Annotated in this window: 20 protein-coding genes and 1 riboswitch; of the genes, 15 read left to right on the forward strand and 5 right to left on the reverse strand. The window is 62.6% G+C overall.

The genetic code is table 11. The annotated features are described in order from the left end of the window. Positions 1–196: 196 nt before the first annotated feature. From AAAU26_RS10150 to AAAU26_RS10215, 14 genes are all read left to right on the forward strand, one after another. Positions 197–961 (forward strand): formate dehydrogenase accessory sulfurtransferase FdhD, encoded by a 765-nt coding sequence (locus AAAU26_RS10150; RefSeq protein WP_227618829.1) that lies wholly within the window; start codon positions 197–199, stop codon positions 959–961. Positions 962–1,122: 161 nt separating this feature from the next. Next, positions 1,123–2,040 carry an FMN-binding protein gene (locus AAAU26_RS10155; RefSeq protein ID WP_227618830.1) on the forward strand — a complete coding sequence of 306 codons (918 nt, stop codon included), beginning with the start codon at positions 1,123–1,125 and terminating at the stop codon, positions 2,038–2,040. Between the two features lie 22 nt (positions 2,041–2,062). Further along, a complete protein-coding gene (locus AAAU26_RS10160; protein WP_223386211.1) occupies positions 2,063–2,707 on the forward strand; it encodes a ferredoxin-like protein in 645 nt (214 codons plus the stop codon). A gap of 12 nt (positions 2,708–2,719) precedes the next feature. After that, a complete protein-coding gene (locus AAAU26_RS10165; protein WP_227618831.1) occupies positions 2,720–4,900 on the forward strand; it encodes an aldehyde ferredoxin oxidoreductase N-terminal domain-containing protein in 2,181 nt (726 codons plus the stop codon). Positions 4,901–5,085: 185 nt separating this feature from the next. Then, the gene (locus AAAU26_RS10170) at positions 5,086–6,003 is read left to right on the forward strand and encodes a hypothetical protein (protein WP_227618832.1); all 918 of its coding nucleotides are present in this window, start codon (positions 5,086–5,088) and stop codon (positions 6,001–6,003) included. 33 nt (positions 6,004–6,036) lie between these two features. Beyond that, positions 6,037–6,178: riboswitch (molybdenum cofactor riboswitch) on the forward strand. A 252-nt stretch (positions 6,179–6,430) separates the two neighbouring features. After that, a complete protein-coding gene (locus tag AAAU26_RS10175) occupies positions 6,431–7,669 on the forward strand; it encodes a molybdopterin molybdotransferase MoeA (protein WP_227618833.1) in 1,239 nt (412 codons plus the stop codon). Next, positions 7,659–8,177 carry a molybdopterin-guanine dinucleotide biosynthesis protein B gene (mobB, locus tag AAAU26_RS10180; protein ID WP_149794438.1) on the forward strand — a complete coding sequence of 173 codons (519 nt, stop codon included), beginning with the start codon at positions 7,659–7,661 and terminating at the stop codon, positions 8,175–8,177. The genes AAAU26_RS10175 and mobB overlap by 11 nt, the downstream gene beginning before the upstream one ends. Before the next feature lie 13 nt (positions 8,178–8,190). After that, complete coding sequence (locus tag AAAU26_RS10185) at positions 8,191–9,210, forward strand: molybdopterin-binding protein (RefSeq protein ID WP_227618834.1); 1,020 nt, start codon at positions 8,191–8,193, stop codon at positions 9,208–9,210. Positions 9,211–9,223: 13 nt separating this feature from the next. Further along, positions 9,224–9,721, forward strand: coding sequence for a cyclic pyranopterin monophosphate synthase MoaC (moaC, locus tag AAAU26_RS10190; RefSeq protein ID WP_015565526.1), 498 nt, complete (start codon positions 9,224–9,226; stop codon positions 9,719–9,721). Continuing rightward, positions 9,714–10,691, forward strand: coding sequence for a GTP 3',8-cyclase MoaA (gene moaA, locus AAAU26_RS10195; protein WP_227618835.1), 978 nt, complete (start codon positions 9,714–9,716; stop codon positions 10,689–10,691). The genes moaC and moaA overlap by 8 nt, the downstream gene beginning before the upstream one ends. A gap of 6 nt (positions 10,692–10,697) precedes the next feature. Then, complete coding sequence (locus AAAU26_RS10200; RefSeq protein WP_227618836.1) at positions 10,698–11,630, forward strand: MOSC domain-containing protein; 933 nt, start codon at positions 10,698–10,700, stop codon at positions 11,628–11,630. Positions 11,631–11,705: 75 nt separating this feature from the next. After that, positions 11,706–12,578 (forward strand): molybdate ABC transporter substrate-binding protein, encoded by an 873-nt coding sequence (gene modA / locus AAAU26_RS10205; protein WP_227618837.1) that lies wholly within the window; start codon positions 11,706–11,708, stop codon positions 12,576–12,578. A gap of 12 nt (positions 12,579–12,590) precedes the next feature. Further along, the gene (gene modB, locus AAAU26_RS10210) at positions 12,591–13,262 is read left to right on the forward strand and encodes a molybdate ABC transporter permease subunit (protein ID WP_158395118.1); all 672 of its coding nucleotides are present in this window, start codon (positions 12,591–12,593) and stop codon (positions 13,260–13,262) included. Beyond that, a complete protein-coding gene (locus AAAU26_RS10215; RefSeq protein ID WP_227618838.1) occupies positions 13,259–14,314 on the forward strand; it encodes a sulfate/molybdate ABC transporter ATP-binding protein in 1,056 nt (351 codons plus the stop codon). Before modB ends, AAAU26_RS10215 begins: the two co-directional genes overlap by 4 nt. 44 nt (positions 14,315–14,358) lie before the next feature. Here AAAU26_RS10215 and AAAU26_RS10220 read toward each other — a convergent pair whose 3' ends face one another. The 5 genes from AAAU26_RS10220 to AAAU26_RS10240 all read right to left on the reverse strand — a co-directional run bounded on the left by AAAU26_RS10220 (position 14,359) and on the right by AAAU26_RS10240 (position 20,351). Then, positions 14,359–16,800 carry a homocysteine S-methyltransferase family protein gene (locus tag AAAU26_RS10220; protein ID WP_227618839.1) on the reverse strand — a complete coding sequence of 814 codons (2,442 nt, stop codon included), beginning with the start codon at positions 16,798–16,800 and terminating at the stop codon, positions 14,359–14,361. After that, on the reverse strand, positions 16,787–17,476 hold the full coding sequence (locus AAAU26_RS10225) for a methionine synthase (protein WP_158402811.1): 690 nt from the start codon (positions 17,474–17,476) through the stop codon (positions 16,787–16,789). Before AAAU26_RS10225 ends, AAAU26_RS10220 begins: the two co-directional genes overlap by 14 nt. Before the next feature lie 209 nt (positions 17,477–17,685). After that, positions 17,686–18,285 carry an ECF transporter S component gene (locus AAAU26_RS10230; RefSeq protein ID WP_158395121.1) on the reverse strand — a complete coding sequence of 200 codons (600 nt, stop codon included), beginning with the start codon at positions 18,283–18,285 and terminating at the stop codon, positions 17,686–17,688. Positions 18,286–18,426: 141 nt separating this feature from the next. Further along, positions 18,427–19,413 carry a Gfo/Idh/MocA family protein gene (locus tag AAAU26_RS10235; protein ID WP_227618840.1) on the reverse strand — a complete coding sequence of 329 codons (987 nt, stop codon included), beginning with the start codon at positions 19,411–19,413 and terminating at the stop codon, positions 18,427–18,429. A gap of 20 nt (positions 19,414–19,433) precedes the next feature. Further along, positions 19,434–20,351, reverse strand: a complete 918-nt coding sequence (locus tag AAAU26_RS10240) for a type III pantothenate kinase (RefSeq protein ID WP_227618841.1) — start codon at positions 20,349–20,351, stop codon at positions 19,434–19,436. Between the two features lie 330 nt (positions 20,352–20,681). Between AAAU26_RS10240 and coaBC the strand changes: the two genes are divergently transcribed. After that, positions 20,682–21,878, forward strand: a complete 1,197-nt coding sequence (gene coaBC, locus AAAU26_RS10245) for a bifunctional phosphopantothenoylcysteine decarboxylase/phosphopantothenate--cysteine ligase CoaBC (protein WP_207677051.1) — start codon at positions 20,682–20,684, stop codon at positions 21,876–21,878. Positions 21,879–22,178: the final 300 nt, after the last annotated feature.

A 22,178-nucleotide genomic window follows, 5' to 3' on the forward strand; every position in this document is an offset into this window, starting at 1 on the left:
GGCGGAATTGGCAGACGCGTTAGATTCAGGTTCTAATCGGGGCAACTCGGTGGAGGTTCAAGTCCTCTTATCCGCACTCTTGAACGACAGCTTTCAAAAAGGCTGTCGTTTTTCTTTTACCCGTAGTCCTTTTGGAAACTTTCTATCAGCGGATAAGAGGACTTGAACAGCAGCTTTTACAGAGAAAGGCCCCCCCATGCAGATAAACGACCTCTTCGGCGCAGCAGCCGCCTTTGAAACCGTACGGATGCCGGACGGCACGGAAGCGGCCATTCCAACAGAACACGCCGCAGTTATCTATGTAAATGAACAGCCGGCCTTCCGGGTGGTATGCACACCCCAGCTTCTGCCGCAGCTGGCGCTGGGGCGGCTGCTGACCGAAGGATGGATCGCCTCCGCAGAGGAAGTGGAACAAATTGCCGTCTGCGCGGAAGGCTTGAAAGTCAATATCTACCTGAACCACCCGCTGACGGCCCGCCGCGCGGCGGCGCAGGAAGTTTCCAGCTGCTGCACCGACAATGTCGCGCTGGGCAGTCCGGTGGAAGTGCAGCCGCTGCGCACGGTTCCGTATCTGGACGTACAGCCGGAGTGGGTGGACGCCCTCGCCGCCGCCATGAGCGCGGGCCTGCCGCTTTATCAGGCCACCCATGCGGTCCACAGCTGCTTTGTGCTGCACGAGGGCCGCATCCTCTGCGCCTGCGAGGACATCGGACGCCACAACGCACTGGACAAAGCCGTGGGCAACGTGCTTCTGGCCGATGTCCCCCTCAGCGAATGCGTGCTCTACACCAGCGGCCGCGTACCGATGGATATGGTGCGCAAAGCCATCCGGGCCGGCGTTCCGGCACTGGTCAGCAAGACCATGCCCACCGTCCAGTCGCTGGAGTTGGCCGCAGAATACGGCCTGCAATTCGTGTGCGGCCGGAAACATCCCTTAACTTTGAAGGAACGTACAAAATAAAAATCACAAAACAAAGAACGCTTACAGTTCGCGTTGACTTACTTCCGGCCTGAGTGATAATATATTAACGAAGAGACCGCTCCGCTTGTTGCAGCAGGCAGAGCGGTCATTTTCGTGTTTGGGAGTTTTCCCGGACAACCAAAAATCAGGCAGGTGATAACATGAAGCAGGCAACCAACCCGTTTGCGCCCGTTTCGCTGTGGCGCAAGCGGCTGCCGGGCTATGCGGCCATGGGCGCTGCGACAGTCGCAATGGCGGTAGGTCTTATCGCAATGCAGCACGCGCGCACCACGGTTGCAGGTACCCTGCTGCAGGTGTCGGAGGCGGATGCAGCCGCCTACGGCATCAGCGCAGTGTACCAGCTCGACAACGGCAGCTATCGCGTGGAGGGCTCTCAGAAGGGCTTCCAGAGCGATGTGCAGGCTGCCGTGACCCTTGACGCCGAGGGCAATGTTTCCGCTGTCGAGATCCTCTCGCAGGCAGAGACGGACAGCCTCGGCGGCCAGTGTGTCAACCCGGAGTTCACGTCCCAGTATCAGGGCGCAGCTCCCTTTACGCTGGCAGGCAAAAGCTATACTGTGACCGACCCCCTGACCGGTGCCGCCTATGCCGCTGCCGGTGCGGCGGAGGAGCAGCCCGCTGCTGCGGAGGATTTTGACCCCGCGCAGTGGAACGTGTCCGACACCTCTCCCGAGGCCGAGGCCACCCGCAGGATGTACGCAGCAGGTCTGACCCTCTCGGCACTGAACGGCGAGCCTCTGGCCGACGAGCTGATCCCTCCGATGGATACCAGCGCCGAGGCTGTGGCACGCCGCAAGCTCTACGCTGCCGGTCTGAGCAAGAGTGCGCAGGACGGTGAGGAGCAGGCTCTGCCCTATGCGGACTGGTCCGCAGAAAAGCAGGCCGCTTATCAGCTGGCACAGGCCGAACTGACCACCGGGCAGACCAATGCCGGCGCTGTCAGCGCAGACCTGACCGAGGTGGACGCCCTTTCCGGCGCGACCATCACCTCGACCGCCGTCACCAACATCGTCAACAACTCGTATTTCTATGTAACTGAGGTGCTCCGCGCAGAGTGACCTCAACGGAGGAATGGAACCTATGGCAAAAACTGATTTTCTGACGGCTGACATGACCCGCCGTCAATTTATGAAGATCTCGGGCAAGAGCCTTGCAGGGCTCACCCTCTCCGCATCCATGCTGTCCCTCTTCGGCTGCTCGCAGAAGCAGGTGGACAGCGGCGCAGTGGCTACCTGGGCGCTGCCCCAGGGCCTGCTGGTGGTCAACGCCGACCTGTGTACCGGCTGCCAGCGCTGCGAGATCAACTGCACGCTGACCAACGATGGTGTGTGCTCCTCTTACATCAGCCGCGTGAAGATCCAGCGCCGTCTGAATCTGGACGGTGCCGGCAACGGCCTGCTGTCCGGCAACGACAACTGCTTTGTCTACTTCCCGGATACCTGCCGCCAGTGCGAGGACCCCGCCTGCGGCAACGCCTGCCCCCAGAAGGCCATCACCACCAATGCCCAGGGCATCCGTGTGGTGGACACCGACAAGTGCATCGGCTGCGGCGCCTGCCACGAGGCCTGCCCCTGGCATATGCCCACCGTCAACCCCGAGACCGGCAAGTCGTCCAAGTGCATCGCCTGCGGTGCCTGTGTGGCAGGCTGCCCGTCCGGCGCTCTGTCCATCGTGGACTGGGATGCCGTCACCAGCGCAGCACAGGCTGCCTACATGGACCTGTAAGGAGGAACAACAATGGCTGAATATTATGGCTGGGCAGGCAAGATCCTGCGCGTTGACCTGACCACCGGCGAGATCACCACGCAGGATGACGCAAAGTACCATAAGTATATCGGCGGTATGGGCATGGCCTACCGCATCATGTATGAGGAAGCTCCCATGGACCTCGACCCCTACGACGAGAAGGCACAGGTCATCTTCGGCGTCGGCCCCCTGACCGGTGCCGGCGTACCCTGCTCCGGCCGCATGAACGTCACCTTCCGCTCCACCTGGTCCAAGGGCAGTTCCATCATCGACGCCCACATGGGCGGCCACATCGGCCCCATGCTGAAGTATGCGGGCTGGGACGGCATCGTCATCACCGGCATCTCCGAAAAGCCCGTCTACCTGCGCATCGAGGACGACGAAGTCTCCCTCGAGGATGCTTCTGACATCTGGGGCAAGGGTACGTTCGCGTCCAACAAGTGGATGGTGGAGCAGAACGGCCGTGAGTTCGAGACCGCTTCCATCGGCCCTGCCGGTGAGAATCTGGTGGACTACTCCACCCTGAACACCAGCTTTGGCAACTCCGGCGGCGCCGGTCTGGGCGCTGCCATGGGCAACAAGAAGCTGAAGGGCCTGGCCATCCGCGGCACCGGCAGCGTCAAGGTGGCCGACCCCAAGAAGGTGCTGGAGCTGTCCAACTACATGATGGGCAACCTCATCGGCGGCAACAACAACCACAACGTCCCCGCACAGCCCCAGAGCTGGGCCGAGTACAGCGCCACCTCCGGCAAGAACCGCTGGTCCGGCGCACCGGGCCGTATGTGGAAAAAGGCTCCCGGCGGCCCCGTGGATACCGGCGAGCAGCCCTACAACGACATCAATAAGATCGCGCTGCGCTGCTTCAAGGGTTACTTCGACTTCGGCGCACCGGCTGCGGAGTACACCGTGAAGAACGGCGGCTGCTCCTCCTGTCCCATCCGCTGCTACACCGAGTATGATGTGGACCCGCTGGCCGATTACGACCTGCCCACCCACAACTCCAACACCTGTATGCCCGTGCTGTACGGCACCCGCGTCTACCCGGACGGCGTCCACGACTTCAAGTACGAGGGCGACGGCACCATGGTCATCAACCTGGCATGGTCTCATGCCGTCGATGACATGGGCCTGTGGGACAACTACGGCAACCTGAACCGTGACCTGCTGTGGATCCTGCGGATGCCCCGTGAGGAGGCCACCAAGTACATCAGCGAGGAAGAGTACGACTCCCTGCCCTGGGCATGGGAAAAGGCCGGTGACCCCCGCTGGGAGGTAGAGCTCATCCGCCGCATGGCTTACGGTGAGGGCGACCTGTCCGTCATCGCAAAGGGTACGCTGGCCATGATGGAAAAGTTCGGCCTGCCCAAGAGCTGGCTGGACCGCACCGACGGTGCCACCAACTCCAACCTGATGTACAACGGCTTCCCCAACCACCACGGCCCCGCAGAGGCATGGCAGGTTGGCATGCTGTACAATCTGGTGTATAATAGAGACTGCATGATCCACGAGATCGTCTGCGAGACCGGTTCCGGCGCACCCTACGAGGTGACCAAAAAGGTCATGGAGGACTTCTTCGGCGAGGGCTGCTACGACAAGGCCAAGGCCTACACGCCCATCAACGAGAACAAGGCAAAGCTGGCCGCCTACTGCGTCAACGATAAGAACTTCCACGACTCTGCCACCCTCTGCAACTGGATGTGGCCCATGACCCAGTCTCCCTCCAAGGAGCGGGCCTACCACGGCGATCTGGACCTGCAGGCAGATTTCATGACCGCCGTCACCGGCGAGACCTACACCCAGGCCGGTCTGCAGGAGGCAGGCGAGCGCATCACCCAGATGCTGCGCGCCATGACCGCCATCAGCTTCCAGAAGAACTGCGGCAGCGCAAATCTCCGTCAGGAGCACGACGCCATCTGCGACTGGGTCTTCGACAAGGAACCCGACTTCAAGGCATTCGAGGAAGGCACCACCAAGCTGGACCGCGCCGACATGGAGAAGGCAAAAGACCTGTTCTATGACATCTTCGGCTGGGACAAGACCACCGGTGTGCCTACCCGCGAGACGCTGGAGAAGTTCGACCTCGGCGACATGGCCGACGATCTGGAAGCACGCGGCATCTACGACCAGACTCCCGCCGGAGAGACTGCTGCCAGCGAGGCCGCAGCCCAGTAATTAAGAAGCCGTTTTCATAAGCATTGCACACCGCCCGAACGGTCTTTTTGCCCGCATACGGCGTTGCTTTTCCTTGCAATCCGTCAGGATTGCTGCGGAAAATCGCCTTGTCTACGGGCAAAAATCCTCGCCGTTCGATGCACTCTGCTTACAAAAACAACTTCACAGAAACGAGAGGAACTATCATGCTGTTTGGCAGACGCAAACCCGGTTATACCACCACGGTGGACGCCGCCTCCGACCCTGAGCAGGTCATCCTCGACCTGCAGAAGGCAGAGATGGCCGCGAAAAAGAAGCCGAAGGCCGAGGTCTTTGACATCGACGCGGCCAGCGAGACTGCCCGCCGCCTGAAGGAAACGGGCAGTATGTTCGACGGCAGCGCCGCAAAGCTCGGCGAGGACGTCATTGCCGCTGTGCAGAAGGAGACGGATGCTCTGGCCGCAAAGCAGGCCGAGGCACAGCCCGCTCTCGAAGAGACGGCTGCACCGCACGCCGCCGAAAAGCCCCAGCTGCTGGATTTTCTGGCCGCTGCACCGGAGGCAGAGGGCGACCCCTACGCCGACCAGCCCACCGTCACCGCGCCGGAGCTGCCCAAGCTGACCCCGGCACAGGAGCTGGCGGGTTACATCCGCTCCCGCTCGGCGGCGGCGCTGGTCACATCCCACGCCCTGCTGGTGAGTGAGGTGGAAAACGCCGATGAACTTCTGGCCCAGATGCCGGAAGACCCCCAGTGCGCAGACATCGTGTCCCGCGCCGGCGCAAAGGATGCCTACTACTACTCCAGCGCCAACATGAGCGACAACTACGCCATGATCGCGCAGCTCATCGAGGACAAGGACCTCTGCGCCATGGTGGCCGAGATGGTGCGGTTCAACGCCCGCGTCTACCCCAGCGCCACCCCGCTGCGGTACTTCCGCCGCTCGCCCTACGATCTGACACAGGAAGCCATTGAGCAGACGTGGCAGTCCATGCAGGGCAAGCCGGAGTACGCCGACATCGAGGAGCTGACCAACAACCAGAACGAGCGGTTCCTCTTCTCCACCCAGCACCTCACCCGCCGCTACGCAAAAGCCATCAGCGACGTGGACGAGTGGACCGACTAAAGCATCCCACACAATCAAATAGGGTATATGAGCTTCTTTGAGCAAAGGTGTCTAAACCGTCGGGCATGACACCGCGCCGCAATGCTAAGGGCTATATAAGCCGGCATTCAAGGGTGGAGGGGGAAACCCCGCCGCCTTCCCGCAGAAGAAACGCTGCAATTTGAAAAAAAGAACTCCTCCCATCCTCACAGGGGCTTTCCATGCTCTGCCGCCACTGCAAGGGCGGCAGGGAGCGGAGAGCAGCCATCGGCATGGCAGTCTGCAAGCTGCCCTTTGCCGGAATGTGCGGATATTCTGCGGAGGCGTTTTGATTTTCCATCAAGACGTCTCCGCTTCTTTTTTAGCCTGTCTTTTTATATGAATCCCCGCTGCGCCCCGCCTGAGCCATAGCAGACCGGGTGTGGTCGGGCATTTGGAGGATTTTTTTATGAAACAGCCTTTCTGCGCGCCCTCTGAGGCGCTGCGCCGCGTGCTGGATGCCGCTGCGGCTCTGCCGAGGCCGGAGACGGAGACCGTCCCGCTGGACGAAGCGGACGGCCGCATTGCCGCCGGGACGCTTTCGGCCCGGATGGATCAGCCGCCCTTTGACCGCAGCCCCTTCGACGGCTACGCCCTGCACAGCGCCGACGCCGCCGGTGCCAGCCGTGAAACACCCGTCACCCTGCCCGTGACCATGAAGCTCTACGCCGGAGATGCCCCCGCTTCGCCTCTGCCTGCTGGCTGTGCGGCCCGCATCATGACCGGCGCACCCCTGCCCGAGGGCGCAGACTGTGTGCTGATGCAGGAGCTGACCGACAGCGGCGAGGAGACGGTACAGCTCTATGCCGCCATGAAGCCCCAGCAGAACGTGGTATTCCGGGGCGGAGACATCGCCGCCGGTGCTGTCATCGCCGAAGCCGGTACGGTACTCTCCCCCGCCCATCTCGGCGTGCTGGCCGGGCAGGGATACGCTGAAGTCCCCGTTTACAAGACGCTGACCGTGGGCGTTCTGGCCACAGGAAGCGAGCTTTTAGCTCCGGGCGAGGCTTGGACGCCCGGCAAAATTTACGATGCCAACGGCGTCCAGAACGCCGCCCGCCTGCGGCAGCTGGGCTTTGCGGTAAAACGTCGGCACTGCTCCGACGACCCGGAGGAGATCGCCCGTGAGATGCGGGAACTGCTGGCGGAGTGCGACGCCGTCATCACCAGCGGCGGCGTCTCGGTGGGGCAGAAAGACTATCTGCCCGCTGTGCTGGAACAGCTGAATGCGGACATCCTCTTTGCAGGCGTGGCCCAAAAGCCCGGAAGCCCCATGCTGGCCGGGAAAGTGGGCGGCAAGCTGGTGTTCTGTCTCTCCGGCAACCCCTTTGCCGCCGCCGCTACGCTGGAACAATATGCCGTCCCGGCTCTTTTGCGGGCGGCGGGGCGCTGTGAGGAAAGCTGCCTTCTTCCCCGCACCACCCGCACCCTGACCACGGGCTTCTCGAAGCCCAGCAAGGGGAACCGCTATCTGCGGGCAAAGGCCATGGGCGGCAGCGTGACCATCCCCGGCGAGGGCAACGCCGAAGCCCACTCGTCCGGCAGCCTTTCCGCCATGATCGGCTGCAACTGTCTCGTTGAACTGCCTGCGGGCAGCGGCCCGGTGACTCCGGGCGAAGAAGTGGAGGTGCTCAGTTTTGTACAGTGAACAGAAAGAGGCTCTGGCCCAGGAGATCGAACTCAAGCGCCCGGCGGTGCTGGCCGTCAGCGGCCTGCACAACAGCGGCAAGACGACGCTGCTGGAAAAGCTTCTGCCTGCCCTGCGCAGCCGGGGGCTGAAAGTGGGCATTATCAAGCACGACGGCCATGATTTCACTCCCGATGTCCCCGGCACCGACAGCTACCGCCTGCGGGAAGCGGGAGCCGAGGGGGTGGCGGTCTACTCCGGTCAGCGCTATCTGCTGACCGAAATGTTCCGCCTGACGGAGCAGGACTTGCTGGCGCTCTTCGAGCGCCACGGCTATGATCTGGTGCTGCTGGAAGGCTTCAAGGACAGCGGCTGGCCGAAAATCGAAGTTGTCCGCAAAGAAATTTCGGACACACCGGTGTCTTTCCAGCCGCTGGCGGTGGTGGGAGACATTCCGGGGGCAGATTTTGGATTGGAAGATGCGCAGGCTCTGGCCGACTGGCTCGTTGCCCAGATGCCGGGCCTGTAAGGAGGAGACAGATATGAAACTGATTCGTACCGAAGACGCGGCAGGCCAGGTGCTCTGCCACGACATTACCCAAATCATTCCCGGCGAGTTCAAGGGCGCACGTTTCCGCAAGGGCCATATCATCCAGCCCGAGGACATCCCCGTGCTGCTCTCCATCGGCAAAGAAAACCTCTACGTCTGGGAGAAAAAGCCCGGCATCCTCCACGAGGACGAAGCCGCCGCACTGCTGTACAAGGCCGCTGCGGGCAAGAACATCCACGGCACCGAGCCGAAAGAGGGAAAAATCGAGCTCATCGCCGACTGCGACGGCCTGCTGAAAATCAACCGCGAAGCCCTGCTGGCCGTGAACCGCACGCCCCAGATGATGATCGCCACCATCCACGGCGACCTGCCCGTGAAAAAGGGCCAGAAACTGGCCGGTACCCGCATCATCCCTCTGGTCATCGAACAGGAGAAGATGGATGCCATGCAGGCTGCCGCAGGCAGTGAGCCTATCCTGAACGTGCTGCCCATGCAGGCCAAGAAGTTTGCCGTCATCACCACCGGCAGTGAGGTGTTCAAGGGCCGCATCGAGGATAAGTTCACGCCTATCCTCGTGGGCAAGCTGGCCGAGTACGGCTGTGAGATGACCTTCCACAAGGTCTGCGACGACGACCCGGCGGGCATCACCGCCGCCATTCTGGAAGCGAAAGAGGCGGGCTGTGAGCTGATCTTCACCACCGGCGGCATGAGCGTGGACCCCGACGACCGCACCCCGCTGGCCATCAGAAACACCGGCGCGGACATCGTCACCTACGGCGCACCGGTGCTGCCGGGTGCCATGTTCCTCGTGAGCTATCTGGACGGTGTGCCGGTCTGTGGCCTGCCCGGCTGCGTCATGTACGCCAAGCGCACCATCTTTGACCTGCTGCTGCCCCGTCTGCTGGCCGACGATGCCATCACCGCCGAGGATATTGCCCGTCTGGGCGAGGGCGGCCTCTGCCTTGGCTGCGCCGAGTGCCACTGGCCCAACTGCGGATTTGGGCATTGCTGAGAGGTTTCATTCTATGACTGACAACAAATTGACCCACTTTGATGCCTCCGGCAACGCCGTGATGGTGGATGTGAGCGAGAAGACTGTCACCTTCCGGGAGGCCACCGCCCACGGCATCATCACCATGAACGCCGAGGCATTCGCCGCCGTGGAGAGCGGCACCGTGAAGAAAGGCGATGTGCTGGGCGTGGCCCGCATTGCCGGCATCATGGCCACCAAGCGCACCAGCGAGCTCATCCCGCTGTGCCATCCGCTGCCGCTGACGAAAGTGAGCGTAGACTTCAGGCTTCTGCCCGAGCGGCAGGCTGTGGAGGCGCTCTGCACCGTCAAGACGGCGGGCGTCACCGGCGTGGAGATGGAGGCCCTGACGGGCGTTTCCACCGCCCTGCTCACCATCTACGATATGTGTAAGGCCGTCGATAAGGGCATGGAGCTGGGTGAGATCCATCTCGTCGAGAAGACCGGCGGCAAGAGCGGCCACTACATCCGGGCGGAGGGCGGCTATGTTTGATTCTGCCCAGCGCAATATCCACTATCTGCGCCTGTCCGTCACCGATCTGTGCAACCTGCGCTGCCGCTACTGTATGCCCGACGGCGTGGAAAAGCTGGAACGGGAAGCCGTGCTCACCTACGAAGAGTTCCTGCGTCTGGCGGCCCTGTTTGCCCGGTGCGGCGTCGATACCGTCCGCGTCACCGGCGGAGAGCCGCTGGTGCGCAAGGGCGTAGACCAGCTGGTGGCGGGCCTGAAATCCATCCCCGGCATCCGCAAAGTCACCATGACCACAAACGGCATCCTGCTGGCGCAGCAGCTGCCCGCCCTGCTGGCGGCTGGCCTTGACAGCGTGAACATCAGCCTCGACACTCTGCGCCCCGAAGTGTTCCAAAGCATCACGGCCCGGGACGAGTTCGAGCACGTCATAGAGGGCATCCGCGCCGCACTGGACAGCGGCATCCCTGTCAAACTGAACTGTGTGCCGCAGGTGGGCGTGAACGAGGGTGAATTGGAAGACCTGGCCGCCCTCGCCGAGAGCCGCCCGTTACAGGTGCGGTTCATCGAGATGATGCCCATCGGCTACGGCGCGGCCATGCCCTGCATCTCGGGGCCGGAGCTGCGGGAGCGGTTTGCCCGCCGCTGGCCGGAGTTTTCGCCCCTGCCCGCCGCCCAGAACGCCGGGTTCGGCGACGGGCCTGCCGTCTACTACACCGTCCCGGGCTGGAAGGGCGACGTGGGCTTCATCGCGGCGGTCCATGGCAAGTTCTGTGCTTCCTGCAACCGGGTGCGGCTGACCAGTCAGGGCTTTCTGCGCCCCTGCCTTGCCAGCGAGACGGGCTGCGACCTGCGCACCCTGCTGCGGGGCGGCGCAGCCGACGAGGAGCTTTTACAGGCCATCCGGGAGACGATCTGGTCGAAACCCCGGGAACATCATTTCGGAGACAATTCCATGCCCGCCACCCGCGGGATGTACCGTATCGGAGGATAAATTACTATGGGAAAAATTCTGGCGATCTGCACCAGCCCCAAGCGCGGCACCGTCAAGACCGAGGTGCCAAGTGCTGTCCTGACCCCGGAATGGGGCATCGTGAGCGACGCCCACGGCGGAAACTGGCACCGGCAGGTGAGCCTGCTCAGCGCCGAAAAAATCGAGGCGTTCCGCAAGAAGATCTGGGTGGACTACGGTGCCTTCGGCGAAAACCTCGTCATCGAGGGCTTCGACTTCCGCAGCCTGCCCGTCACCAGCCGCTTCGCCATCGGCGACGTGGTGCTGGAGATGACCCAGATCGGCAAGGAGTGCCACAACGACTGCGTCATCAAGCAGCAGACCGGCGAGTGCATCATGCCCCGGGAGGGCGTATTTGCCCGGGTGCTGAAGGGCGGCGAGATTCATGTCGGCGACGAAGTGACCCTTCTGCCGCCGCTGGAAGATCCGCCGCTGCGCGCTGCGGTCATCACCCTTTCGGACAAGGGCAGCCGGGGCCAGCGGGAGGACAAGAGCGGCCCCCTCATCGTGGAGATGCTCACCGCCGCAGGCTATGTGGTGGAAGAGACGATGCTCCTGCCCGACGAGGCCAAGGCGCTGAAAGCACAGCTCATCCGTCTGGCCGATGGCCGTCAGGTGAACCTTATCCTGACCACTGGCGGCACCGGCTTCTCGCCCCGGGATATTACCCCCGAGGCCACCTATGCCGTGGCCGACCGCAACGCTCCCGGCATCGCCGAGGCCATGCGGTACCACAGCCTCTCCATCACCCCCCGCGGGATGCTGAGCCGCGCCGCCAGTGTATTGCGCGGCAAGACGCTCATCGTCAACCTGCCGGGCAGTCCGAAAGCCGTGAAGGAGAACCTCGAGTACATCCTGCCCAGCCTCGAGCACGGCGTCCGCATCGCCGCCGGTCTGGACGGCGAGTGCGCCCGCAAGTAACATTGTTGTCCCGCTCCGGTTTCGGGACGTGAACATATATGAGGGAATTTTAACCACTATAGAAGGAGAAAATTCATGAAAGCCGATCTCATTTCCCGCCGCAGCTTTCTGTCCGTGGTCGGCGCAGTCGGCGCTGCTGCTGCCCTGACCGCCTGCGGCGGCGCGGTTTCCAGCACTGCCTCTTCCACAGCTGCTTCCGAGGCTGCTGGCGAGAGCGTCGAGCTCATCGTCTTCGCCGCTGCCTCACTGACCGAGACCCTGAACGCCATCGCCCAAGACTACTCTGCCGAGAACCCGGGCGTCACCTTCCGCTTCAACTTTGATTCCTCCGGTACTCTCAAGACCCAGATCCAGGAGGGCGCTGACTGCGACCTCTTCCTCTCTGCCGGTCAGAAGCAGATGAACCAGCTGGACATCACCGCTTCTGCCGACGTAAACACCGACGGTCTGGACTTCGTGGACCCCTCCACCCGCGTGGACCTGCTGGAAAACAAGGTCGTCCTCTGTGTGCCTGAGGGCAGCGACAAGGGCATCGACAGCTTTGATGCTCTGGCCGAGCACCTGAAGGCTCAGGACATCCTGTTCTGCATGGGCAACAGCGATGTGCCTGTGGGCCAGTACACCCAGAAGGTCCTGGCCTACTATGACCTCGACGAAGAGGCTCTGGCTGCTGCCGGTGTCATCACCTACGGTTCCAACGTCAAGGAAGTCACCACCCAGATCAGCGAGGGCAGTGTGGACGCCGGTGTCGTCTACTGCACCGACGCTTACAGCGCCGGTCTGACCCCCGTGGACGAGGCCACCGCCGAGATGTGCGGTCAGGTCATCTACCCCGCCGCTGTGCTGAAGGCTGCCCCCAACGCCGAGGCCGCCAGGGAGTTCCTGGCCTATCTGCAGACTGACCGTGCCGCCACCGTGTTCGAGGGCGTGGGCTTCACGGCGATGTAAAAGGTTAAAATCATGGATTGGTATCCCTTATGGAACAGCCTGCGCATCGCGCTCATCAGCTGCGCAGCAGTGTTCTTCCTCGGCATTTTTGCCGCTTATTATATCGCAAAGCTGCCCCGCACCGTCAAGGGCGTGCTGGACGTGGTGCTCACCCTGCCCATGGTGCTGCCGCCCACAGTGGTGGGCTATTTTCTGTTGCTGCTCTTCGGCGCAAAGCGGCCGCTGGGCATCTTCTTCATGGAGCATTTCGGCGTCAAGCTGGTCATGAACTGGTACAGCGCCATCTTTGCGTCCATCGTAGTGGCCTTCCCGCTGATGTACCGAACGGCCCGGGGCGCCTTCGAGAGCTTTGACGAGACGCTGGCCTGGTCGGCCCAGACACTGGGACAGTCCAATGCGTGGATATTCTGGCGGGTGCGGATGCCCTGCTGCCGTCAGGGCATTCTGGCTGGTACGGTGCTGGCCTTTGCCCGGGCCTTGGGCGAGTACGGTGCTACCAGCATGATAGCGGGCTACACCCCGGGCAAGACGGCCACCATCGCCACCACGGTGTACCAGCTCTGGCGCACCAACGATGAGGCCGGTGCCATGCGGTGGGTGCTGGTGGACATCGTCATCTCTGCTGTGGTGCTGCTGGCTGTGAACCTCCTGGAGAAAAAGCAGAAAGCAGGTGGCCGCGCATGAGCCTGGAAGTACATATCGAGAAAAAGCTGAACGGCTTCACCCTCCGCTCCGACTTCGCCGCCGGGAACACTGCCACGGCCATTCTGGGCGCGTCGGGCTGCGGCAAAAGCATGACGTTGCGCTGCATCGCGGGCATCGTGAAGCCCGACAAGGGCCGCATCGTGCTGGACGGGCGGGTGCTGTTCGACAGCGGGCAGCACATCGACCTGCCGCCCCAGCAGCGGGGCGTGGGCCTGCTCTTCCAGAACTACGCTCTCTTCCCGAATATGACCGTGGAGCAGAACATCCTCTGCGGCCTGAAAGCCGAAAGGAACAAAGCCGCCCGCAAGGCCCGCTGCGCCGGGATGCTGCGGGCCTTGCGGCTGGAAGAACTGGCCAGCCGCCGCCCGGCAGAGCTTTCCGGCGGACAGCAGCAGCGCACCGCGCTGGCCCGTATTCTGGTGGGCAAGCCGAAGATTTTGATGCTGGATGAGCCGTTCAGCGCACTGGACAGCTACCTCCGCGAGGAGGTGGAGGGCGAAGTGGGCAGCCTGCTGGCGGGTTTCGCCGGCACAGCCCTGCTTGTCACCCACAACCGGGACGAAGCTTACCGCCTGTGCCGGGACATGATCGTCATGGACGGCGGGCAGGTGCTCCGCACCGGCACCACGAAAGAGGTCTTTGCCGACCCCCGCAGCACCGCTGCGGCCCGGCTGACCGGCTGCAAGAACATCCTGCCCTGCACCCGGGTGGACGCCCACAGCGTCCGCCTCGCAGGCTGTGAGAGTCTGCTGCACCTCGCCGCTGAGGTGCCGGAGGGCTGCACCGCCGTGGGCATCCGCGCCCACGACTTCGCCCCCTGCGCCCCGGGCGCAGAGAACGCCCTGCCGGTGGAGCTGCTCTCCGCCAGCGAGAATCCCTTCGATTGGAACCTCATCTTCCAACTGCTGGACGGCACCACTCGTCTGTGGTGGAAAGTGAGCAAGACGACCCTCTCCGTGGCCGAACCCGACGCCCCGGCCTGCCTCTCCGCCCCGCCGGAGCGCATCATGGCGCTGGTGGATCATAAGTAAACTCCAAAAGAGCCGGTGCATCTGCACCGGCTCTTGCTCTATTTTTATGACTCACCGAAGAATTTCTTGGCAATATCGGCGCTCTGCTTGGCGTCCTTGGCGTACCAGTCCGCGCCGATCTTCTCGGCGTACTCGGGCGTCAGGACAGCGCCGCCCACCATCACCTTGCAGTCGAGCTTTGCCGCATGGAGGGCCGCGATGGTCTCCTCCATGCTCTTGAGGGTGGTGGTCATCAGGGCCGAGAGCCCCACGAGGTGGACATCCTTCTCCCGGACGGTATCCACCACCGTCTCCACCGGCACATCGCGGCCAAGGTCGATGACCTCGAAGCCGTAGTTCTCGAGGATGACGCGGACGATGTTCTTGCCGATGTCGTGGACATCGCCCTTGACCGTTGCGAGGACGATGCGGCCCTTGCTGGCCCCGGCCCCGCCCCGCTTGGCGATGGCGGTCTTGATCTCTTCAAAGGCGGCCTGTGCGGCGCTGGCGGCCTGTAACAGCTGAGGCAGGAAGAGCTTGCCCTTCTCGTACTTTTCACCCACGACGTCCAGCGCCGGGATGAGGGCCTCGTCCACCAGCGTCAGGGGCTCGTTTTCGTCCAGCAGGGTGTGGGTGCGGGCAGCGGCTTCACCCTTGAGGCCCTTTTCCACCGCCTGCATCAGCGCGGCAAAAGGGCCGCTGTGAGCTGCATCCGCCTCCGCCGGGGTGTTTGACGTCTGAGACGCCTGGGCCGTCCGGGCCTGCTTCAACGCGGCGCTGGCAGGGACTTTATCGGCATAGCGGGCGATGTAGGCCATGCTCTGCTTGTCGCGGTTGGTGAGGACGTTGTAGGAGTAGACCGCCGCCATCATCTCTTCGCTGGAAGGATTCATAATGGCGAGGTCGAGACCCGCGTACATGGCCATGGTGAGGAAAGTAGTATTCAGATAGGGGCGGCAGGGCAGGCCGAAGCTGATGTTGGACACACCGAGGATGGTGCGGACGCCCAGCTCCTTCTTGCAGCGGGCCAGCGCCTCCACGGTGGCCAGAACGTCCTGCTGCTGGGCGCTGGCGGTGAGGGTCAGGCAGTCGATATAAATATCTTCCCGGGGGATGCCGTGGGCCAGCGCCGCGTCCACCACCCGCTTTGCGATCTCAAACCGGGCGTCGGCGCTGGGCTGGATGCCCCGCTCGTCGATAGCGAGGCCGACGACGGCCGCGCCGTACTTTTTGCAGAGGGGCAGGACACGCTCCAGCACTTCGGTCTCGCCGTTCACCGAGTTGACGATGGGCTTGCCGTTGTAGACCCGCAGGCCCCGCTCGAGGGCGTCTGCGTGGGAGGAATCCAGCTGCAAAGGCAGGCTGACGACACTCTGCAGAGCCTTCACCACCTGCTCCATGACGGCGGGCTCGTCCACGCCGGGCGCGCCCACGTTGACGTCCAGCACCTGCGCTCCGGCCTCGGACTGGCTGACGGCCTGCTCGAGGATGTAGTTCATGTCGCCCTCGCGCAGGGCCTGCTGGAACCGCTTTTTGCCGGTGGGGTTGATGCGCTCGCCCACCACGGTGATGCCGTCCACGGTGACGAAGTCCATCGGCGAGCAGAGCACCGAGGGCATGGCGTGGGCGGGGCGGCCCGGCTTGCAGTCGGCGAAGACGCCGTTCAGCAGCTTGATGAAATCGGGGGTGGTGCCGCAGCAGCCGCCCGCCGCAAAGAGCTTCAAATCGCGGTAGGGCTTCATCTCCATGGCAAAGAGCTGGGGCGTGATGTCGTAGCCGCTGCCGTCGGCGCGGGGCAGGCCCGCATTTGGCTTGACAAAGACCGGGAAATCGCCGGGCAGGGCCTCGGCCAGCCGCTTTGCCATGGGGAAAATTTCCTTCGGGCCGAGGGAGCAGTTGATGCCCACGGCGTTGGCCCCGAGGCCCCGGGCCGTGACGGCGAAGCTCTCGACGGTGCAGCCGGTGAAGGTGCGCCCGCCTGCCTCAAAGCTCATGCTGGCGAGGATGGGCAGGTCACAGTTCTCTTTCGCGGCCAGCAGGGCAGCTTTCAGCTCGTACAGGTCGGTGAAGGTCTCAAAGAAGACAAGATCGGCCCCGGCGGCGACACCCGCCCGGACGATGCGGCCATACTCGGCCACGGCGTCTTCAAAGGCCAGCGTGCCGTTGGGCTCCAGCAGTTCGCCCAGCGGGCCGACGTCCAGCGCGGCCAGTGCGCCGTAGGGGGCGCAGGCCCGCTTGCAGTTGGCAATGCCCGCCGCAATGATCTCTTCCAGCGTGTATTCGCTGCCCGCCAGCTTATGGGCCGACGCGCCGAAGGTGTTGGCATTGATGATGCGGCTGCCTGCGGCGGCGTACCGGCTGTGGATGCTCTCGATGAGCTGTGGGTCGGTGATGTTCAGTTCCTCAGGCCGTGCGCCCAGTTTCAGGCCCGCCGCCTGCAGCATGGTACCCATGCCGCCGTCGAGGAGGATGGTATTCGGCTGGATAAACAGTTCATTCGCTTGCACAGGTCTTGCCCCTCTTTCTATATTCGCACCGCGTGTTCAGCACGCAGTGTCCGCACCCGGCAAGGCGTCCTTTCACCGGATGGTCGCTCAGGCCCAGCAGAGCGGTCACGCTCTTGCGGGGCGTCATCAGGTCATTTTCGGTCACGCAGAGCCCGGCCCGGCGGGCGGTGTCCAGTGCCGCCGCCACCAGCGGCTGCACCCCGATGGGCCAGTCGCCGTAGCCCGGCGAGAAACGGCCCGTGAGGTACTTGTCCTGCTCTGCGGCCCACTGCCGCAGCTCGGCCTCGGCGGCGTCCGCAGCCTGTTCGGCCAGCACAGAGCCGATGGCGTCCGACGCCACACCGGCGGCGATGTCGCCCACACCAGCCCGGCGTATCTGTCCGTCCACGCCGGGGCCGACTGTCACGGCCAGAAGCACGGCCTCGCTGCACCCTTCCAGATGCCGGAAGATGTCCTCCCCCTTCAAAATACCGGCCTGCGTGAGGCTCTCCACGTCGGCCTCGAGCCAGACAGCCCGGGGCGTGGCGGCGGCGAGAAGGGGCGCAGCGCACTTTTCCAGAAGGGTGAGGGTAGCGCTGTCAGCCTCGCCCCGCGCGCCGAAATACCGCGCGGCCTGCCGGATGTCGATGGACTCCGGCTTTGCTAAATTCAGGGGTCTGCTGGGGCCGATGGGCATTTTCCGCCGCCTCCTTCTTTTGAATAAAGTATGATAAGTATACCGCACCGGTAGGCTAAAATCAACACAAAAGCCCCTCCCTCAGCATTTTTGCCGGGGGAGGGGCCTATTATATGATCTTTCCTTGCAGCCCCTTGATAGGGGCGGTGGCACGGCGTCAGCCGTGACGGAGAGGTTTATCAGCGGATGTCCCTGACCGACACCGCCTGTTACTTCAAAAACTTGTGGACAGCGCGGGCGACGATGCCGCCCAGGATGCCGGAGACAAGGAACTCGGCCACGCCCTGCACGCCGACCAGCAGGACGACGAACATCAGGGGGTTGGCTGCGCCCTTGACGGACACGAGGTTCTGGACGTAATCGCAGCCGTAGAAGGCCAGCACGATGTAGCCCATGAAGAACAGGGTGTTGAGGGCCGGGGCGCACATGGCGCTGACGATGTAGCTCCAGGTGCCGGGCTTATCGAAATTCTTGACAGCGTTGAAGATAAGGCCGGTACACAGGCCCATCAGCACACGCATACCCACACAGAGGATGAAGGTGTTGACGGGGCTGACCTGGAACAGCGCACCAGTCATGGCGGAAGCGCCGGTGACGGCATCATAGAAGCTCACGGCGCCGAACACGCCGCCGAGGATAGCGCCTGCGGCGGGACCCATGGTGATGGCACCCACGGCGATCGGCAGGGTCAAAAAGCTCATGTAAAGCGGGCCTACAGGGACACTGCCCAGGCCGACGGCCTTCATGACCAGCTCAATGGCGACCAGCAGTGCCAGCCGGGTGAGGGTGCGAATGTCATTCTTTTTCATAATTCAGTTTTCCTCCTTGCTGCCGTTCCGCCCTAAATTGTCGGATACGGCGCAAACCTGCCCGTGAAATACACGGGGTCTTTTGTAGAATACAGTCTGAAATATACGGGATGTTTTGTCAGGGAACTTCCGGGGATAGCATTATAAATCAGTAGTGAAGCGGATGCCCGCATCACGGCGGGCCGTTTCCAGCACACGGCTGACGGCCACCGAGGTGTCCAGCATCCGGCTACAAAGCTCCATATCCTCGCTCTCGATGGCGCGGGCAAAGGCGTGGAACTCCGCCGCCTGCCGGGGACGGCCTGCGCTGAGGTTGAAGTGTTCTTCCTTGCCCTTATAGGGGTGGAAGGTGACGCCGCCGCAGAAGTTGGCGGTGGATTTCTGGAGCAGATACCCCTTGGTACCCTGAATGATGTACCGGGCCGGGGAACTGCTGTCCTTGGCATTGATGCTCACGGCCTTGAAGCTGCGATACTCCATCGTCAGCACGCCGCTGGTGTCGATGCCCCGGGTGACATTGGCCGCATAGTGGACCTTATTGGGCGAGCCGAAGAGGCCCACCACATAGCTGACATTGTAGACGCCCAGGTCCATCAGCGCGCCGCCGGCGCAGGCCGGGTCAAAGGACGGCCAGACCTTGCCGGCGCAGAAATCATGATACCGGCTGGAATACTGGCTGAAATTACACTGCACCATCGTGACGGCGCCTACCTTGGGCAGCAACTCACGGATCTTGGCGTAGTTGTCCTGATACTGCGTGGTGACAGCCTCGAAGAGGAAGAGCTTTTTGCTCCGGGCCAGCTCGGCCAGCTCTTCGGCCAGCGCCGCCGTGGGGGCCATCGGCTTTTCGACGATGACATGGCGGCCCGCTTCCAGAGCGGCACGGGTATATTTTACGTGCATGATATTCGGTACGGCGATATACACAACGTCCACCCAGCTCAGCAGTTCGTCGTAGCTGGTGGTGTGGCGCGGCACACCATACTGGTCGCAGAGGGCCTGTGCTGCACCGGCGCTCCGCTCCGTGCTGCAAAGAGCCTCGACCTTGAAGGGGCTTTCCGACCCGGTGAGCCAGGGCAGGAACTCCCGGACGATCATGCCTGCGCCGAGAATGCCTAATTTCATCATAAGGTCTCTCCTTTCAAGGCTCAGCCCGCTTTGGCCTCATCGTCCCGGCGGGGACGGCGGTTATTGCGGCGGCGGGGGCTGCTGCCGTTGTTGTAAGGGCGTCTGCCTGCCGGGCGGGGACGGCGGCGCTCACCGTCGCTGCGCGGCTCGTGGTGACGCTCATGCTGCGGCGCATTGAGCTGGTAAAGGAGAGCCAGCCCCTTCAGCAGCAGCTCGGGGTCATAGGTGAGCGGGTGACGGCAGAGCGGGATGACATACTTTGCCAGACCGCCTGTGACCACCAGCGTGGCCGGACGGCCCAGTTCTTCCTCGATGCGCTGAGTGATGCCGTCCAGCAGGACAGCCGTCCCCAGCACAGAGCCGGAGAGCATACACTTCTCGGTATCGACGCCGATCGCGCTTTTGGGCGAAGAAAGATGTACCTGCGGCAGCTGGGCGCACCGCTCCCCCAGCGCCCGCAGACCGGTGGAAAGTCCGGGGCAGATGACGCCGCCCCGGAAGACCTTGTTCTCATCCACCACGTTGAACGTGGTGGCGGTGCCGAGGTCTACCGTGACCACCGGCAGGGGGAAATTCGCCGCCGCGTAGGCCGCATCCACAAGGCGGTCTTTGCCGACGGCGTGAGGGTCAGGCACCCCCATCGTGAGGCCGGTGCGGATGTCGGGCGAGACGATGACCGGCTTTTTGCCGGTGTAGTGGCGGGCGCACTCAGCCAGCGCCCCCGTGATCTGGGGGACGACGCTGGTGAGGACAGCGCCCTCGAAGCGGATGGGCTTTTCCGGGTGTCTCCGATGAGAGAACACCTTTTCCATCTCGGCACGGTACTCCGCCGCTGTGCGGGTGCGCACCGTGTCCATGTGGGCCACAAAGCATACACGTCCGTCCCGGATGCCCCCGAGGGCGACGGTGGTGTTGCCTATGTCAATGGCTAAAATCATAATTCAGTTCCTCGCAGGGTCGAACCTCTCCGTCATCGCTGTGCGATGCCGCCTCTCCTACCGAGGGGAGGCCTTGGCATATCGTAAAGCCCCATCTCTTCGCCAGAGGCTCCCCTATCAGGGGAGCTGGCGCGAAGCGCCTGAGAGGTTGTATGGAGACGGGCCTGCCCGTGAGCCGCAGGCTTGACGGAGAGCTTTTTTGTATAAGTCAAGCTGTATTTTACCGCATTTTGAGCCAAGATACAACCCCAATCAAAGATTTTGTTGTGCTCTGGGCCGTTTTGCATTATACTGTAGTTATATTATCCCTATTTATAGGAGGTATTTTGGATGGATCTGAAGGGAAAATGCGTCCTTCTGGGCGTCAGCGGCGGCATTGCCGCCTATAAAATGGCCAACGTGGCCAGCGCACTGCGCAAGCTGGGGGCCGACGTGGAGGTCATCATGACCAGAAACGCCACCCAGTTCATCACCCCTATCACGTTCGAGACCCTGACAGGCCACAAGTGCATGGTGGACACCTTCGACCGGGATTTCAAGTTCGAAGTCACCCATATCTCGCTGGCAAAGAAGGCCGACGTCATCCTCGTGGCCCCGGCCACCGCCAACGTCATTGCCAAGATGGCTCACGGCATCGCCGACGATATGCTTACCACCGTCGTTCTCGCGGCCAAGTGTCCCAAGCTCGTCTCCCCTGCCATGAACACCGGGATGCTGGAGAACCCCATCACCCAGGACAACATCGCCACACTGGAAAAGTACGGCTTCACGGTCATCCCCTCCGAGAGCGGCGTACTGGCCTGCAAGGACGTGGGCAGCGGACGCCTGCCGAAAGAGGATGTCCTGCTGGACTACATCTTCCGCGCCATCGCAAAGCCGAAGGACCTCGCCGGTCTGCGCATTGCCGTCACGGCCGGCCCCACTCAGGAGCCGCTGGACCCTGTGCGCTACCTGACCAACCACTCCACCGGCAAGATGGGCTATGCCGTGGCCCGTGCCGCCGCGATGCGCGGTGCCGAAGTCACCCTCATCCACGGCCCGACGGCCCTGCAGCCGGTGCGGTTCACCGAGGATGTTCCCATCACGACAGCCCAGCAGATGTACGAGGCCGTGACCAGCCGCTTCGACGAGATGGACGTTCTGGTCATGGCTGCTGCCGTGGCCGATTACCGCCCCGCCGCCGTGGCCGACGACAAGATAAAGAAGAAGGACGGCGACCTCTCCATCGCCGTGGAGCGGACGCCCGACATCCTCGGCACCATCGGCCCCAAGAAGAAGGGGCAGTTCCTTTGCGGCTTCTCGATGGAGACGCGGGATATGCTGGCCAACTCATCGGCCAAGCTCGAGAAAAAGAACCTCGACATGGTGGTGGCCAACAATCTGAAGGTCGCCGGTGCCGGGTTTGGCGTGGATACCAATGTTGTCACCTTCATCACGCCGGACGGCGCCCGCGAGCTGCCCCTGATGAGCAAGGATGATGTAGCGGACGCCATTCTGGATGAGATTTTAGCACGAAAGAGCAAGTGATCGTGCTGAAAGAAGTTCTGTTCTTCTGTCGAAAACTATGATATAATCGAATCGCCGTCCTTACCACTCCATTCCATTTGGAAGGGAGGTGATTCCGAATGAACAGTATTTTCTCATTTATGCTGTCTGTCGCAGCAGGTGTGGTTGCAAACTACATCTACAAGTGGCTTGGCAGATGGTTCAACAAGGACTGTAAGCACTAAATAATAAGACCCCTTCCCGGAGCTAGCACCTCCGAGAAGGGGTCTTATTATTTGCGATTCCAAATGAACAGCATTTGATTTTCTCGTTTATAAGTAT

Origin of the sequence: Faecalibacterium longum (assembly GCF_040094125.1) — a bacterium.
GTDB classification, from domain to species: Bacteria; Bacillota; Clostridia; order Oscillospirales; family Ruminococcaceae; genus Faecalibacterium; species Faecalibacterium longum.

Bases quoted from the DNA above. Each gene is read 5' to 3' on its own strand.
- AAAU26_RS10150 (WP_227618829.1), top strand. From the start codon at position 197: ATGCAGATAAACGACCTCTTCGGCGCAGCAGCCGCCTTTGAAACCGTA.
- AAAU26_RS10155 (WP_227618830.1), top strand. From the start codon at position 1,123: ATGAAGCAGGCAACCAACCCGTTTGCGCCCGTTTCGCTGTGGCGCAAG.
- AAAU26_RS10160 (WP_223386211.1), top strand. From the start codon at position 2,063: ATGGCAAAAACTGATTTTCTGACGGCTGACATGACCCGCCGTCAATTT.
- AAAU26_RS10165 (WP_227618831.1), top strand. From the start codon at position 2,720: ATGGCTGAATATTATGGCTGGGCAGGCAAGATCCTGCGCGTTGACCTG.
- AAAU26_RS10170 (WP_227618832.1), top strand. From the start codon at position 5,086: ATGCTGTTTGGCAGACGCAAACCCGGTTATACCACCACGGTGGACGCC.
- AAAU26_RS10175 (WP_227618833.1), top strand. From the start codon at position 6,431: ATGAAACAGCCTTTCTGCGCGCCCTCTGAGGCGCTGCGCCGCGTGCTG.
- AAAU26_RS10185 (WP_227618834.1), top strand. From the start codon at position 8,191: ATGAAACTGATTCGTACCGAAGACGCGGCAGGCCAGGTGCTCTGCCAC.
- moaC (WP_015565526.1), top strand. From the start codon at position 9,224: ATGACTGACAACAAATTGACCCACTTTGATGCCTCCGGCAACGCCGTG.
- moaA (WP_227618835.1), top strand. From the start codon at position 9,714: ATGTTTGATTCTGCCCAGCGCAATATCCACTATCTGCGCCTGTCCGTC.
- AAAU26_RS10200 (WP_227618836.1), top strand. From the start codon at position 10,698: ATGGGAAAAATTCTGGCGATCTGCACCAGCCCCAAGCGCGGCACCGTC.
- modA (WP_227618837.1), top strand. From the start codon at position 11,706: ATGAAAGCCGATCTCATTTCCCGCCGCAGCTTTCTGTCCGTGGTCGGC.
- modB (WP_158395118.1), top strand. From the start codon at position 12,591: ATGGATTGGTATCCCTTATGGAACAGCCTGCGCATCGCGCTCATCAGC.
- AAAU26_RS10215 (WP_227618838.1), top strand. From the start codon at position 13,259: ATGAGCCTGGAAGTACATATCGAGAAAAAGCTGAACGGCTTCACCCTC.
- AAAU26_RS10225 (WP_158402811.1), bottom strand. From the start codon at position 17,476: ATGCCCATCGGCCCCAGCAGACCCCTGAATTTAGCAAAGCCGGAGTCC.
- AAAU26_RS10230 (WP_158395121.1), bottom strand. From the start codon at position 18,285: ATGAAAAAGAATGACATTCGCACCCTCACCCGGCTGGCACTGCTGGTC.
- AAAU26_RS10235 (WP_227618840.1), bottom strand. From the start codon at position 19,413: ATGATGAAATTAGGCATTCTCGGCGCAGGCATGATCGTCCGGGAGTTC.
- AAAU26_RS10240 (WP_227618841.1), bottom strand. From the start codon at position 20,351: ATGATTTTAGCCATTGACATAGGCAACACCACCGTCGCCCTCGGGGGC.
- coaBC (WP_207677051.1), top strand. From the start codon at position 20,682: ATGGATCTGAAGGGAAAATGCGTCCTTCTGGGCGTCAGCGGCGGCATT.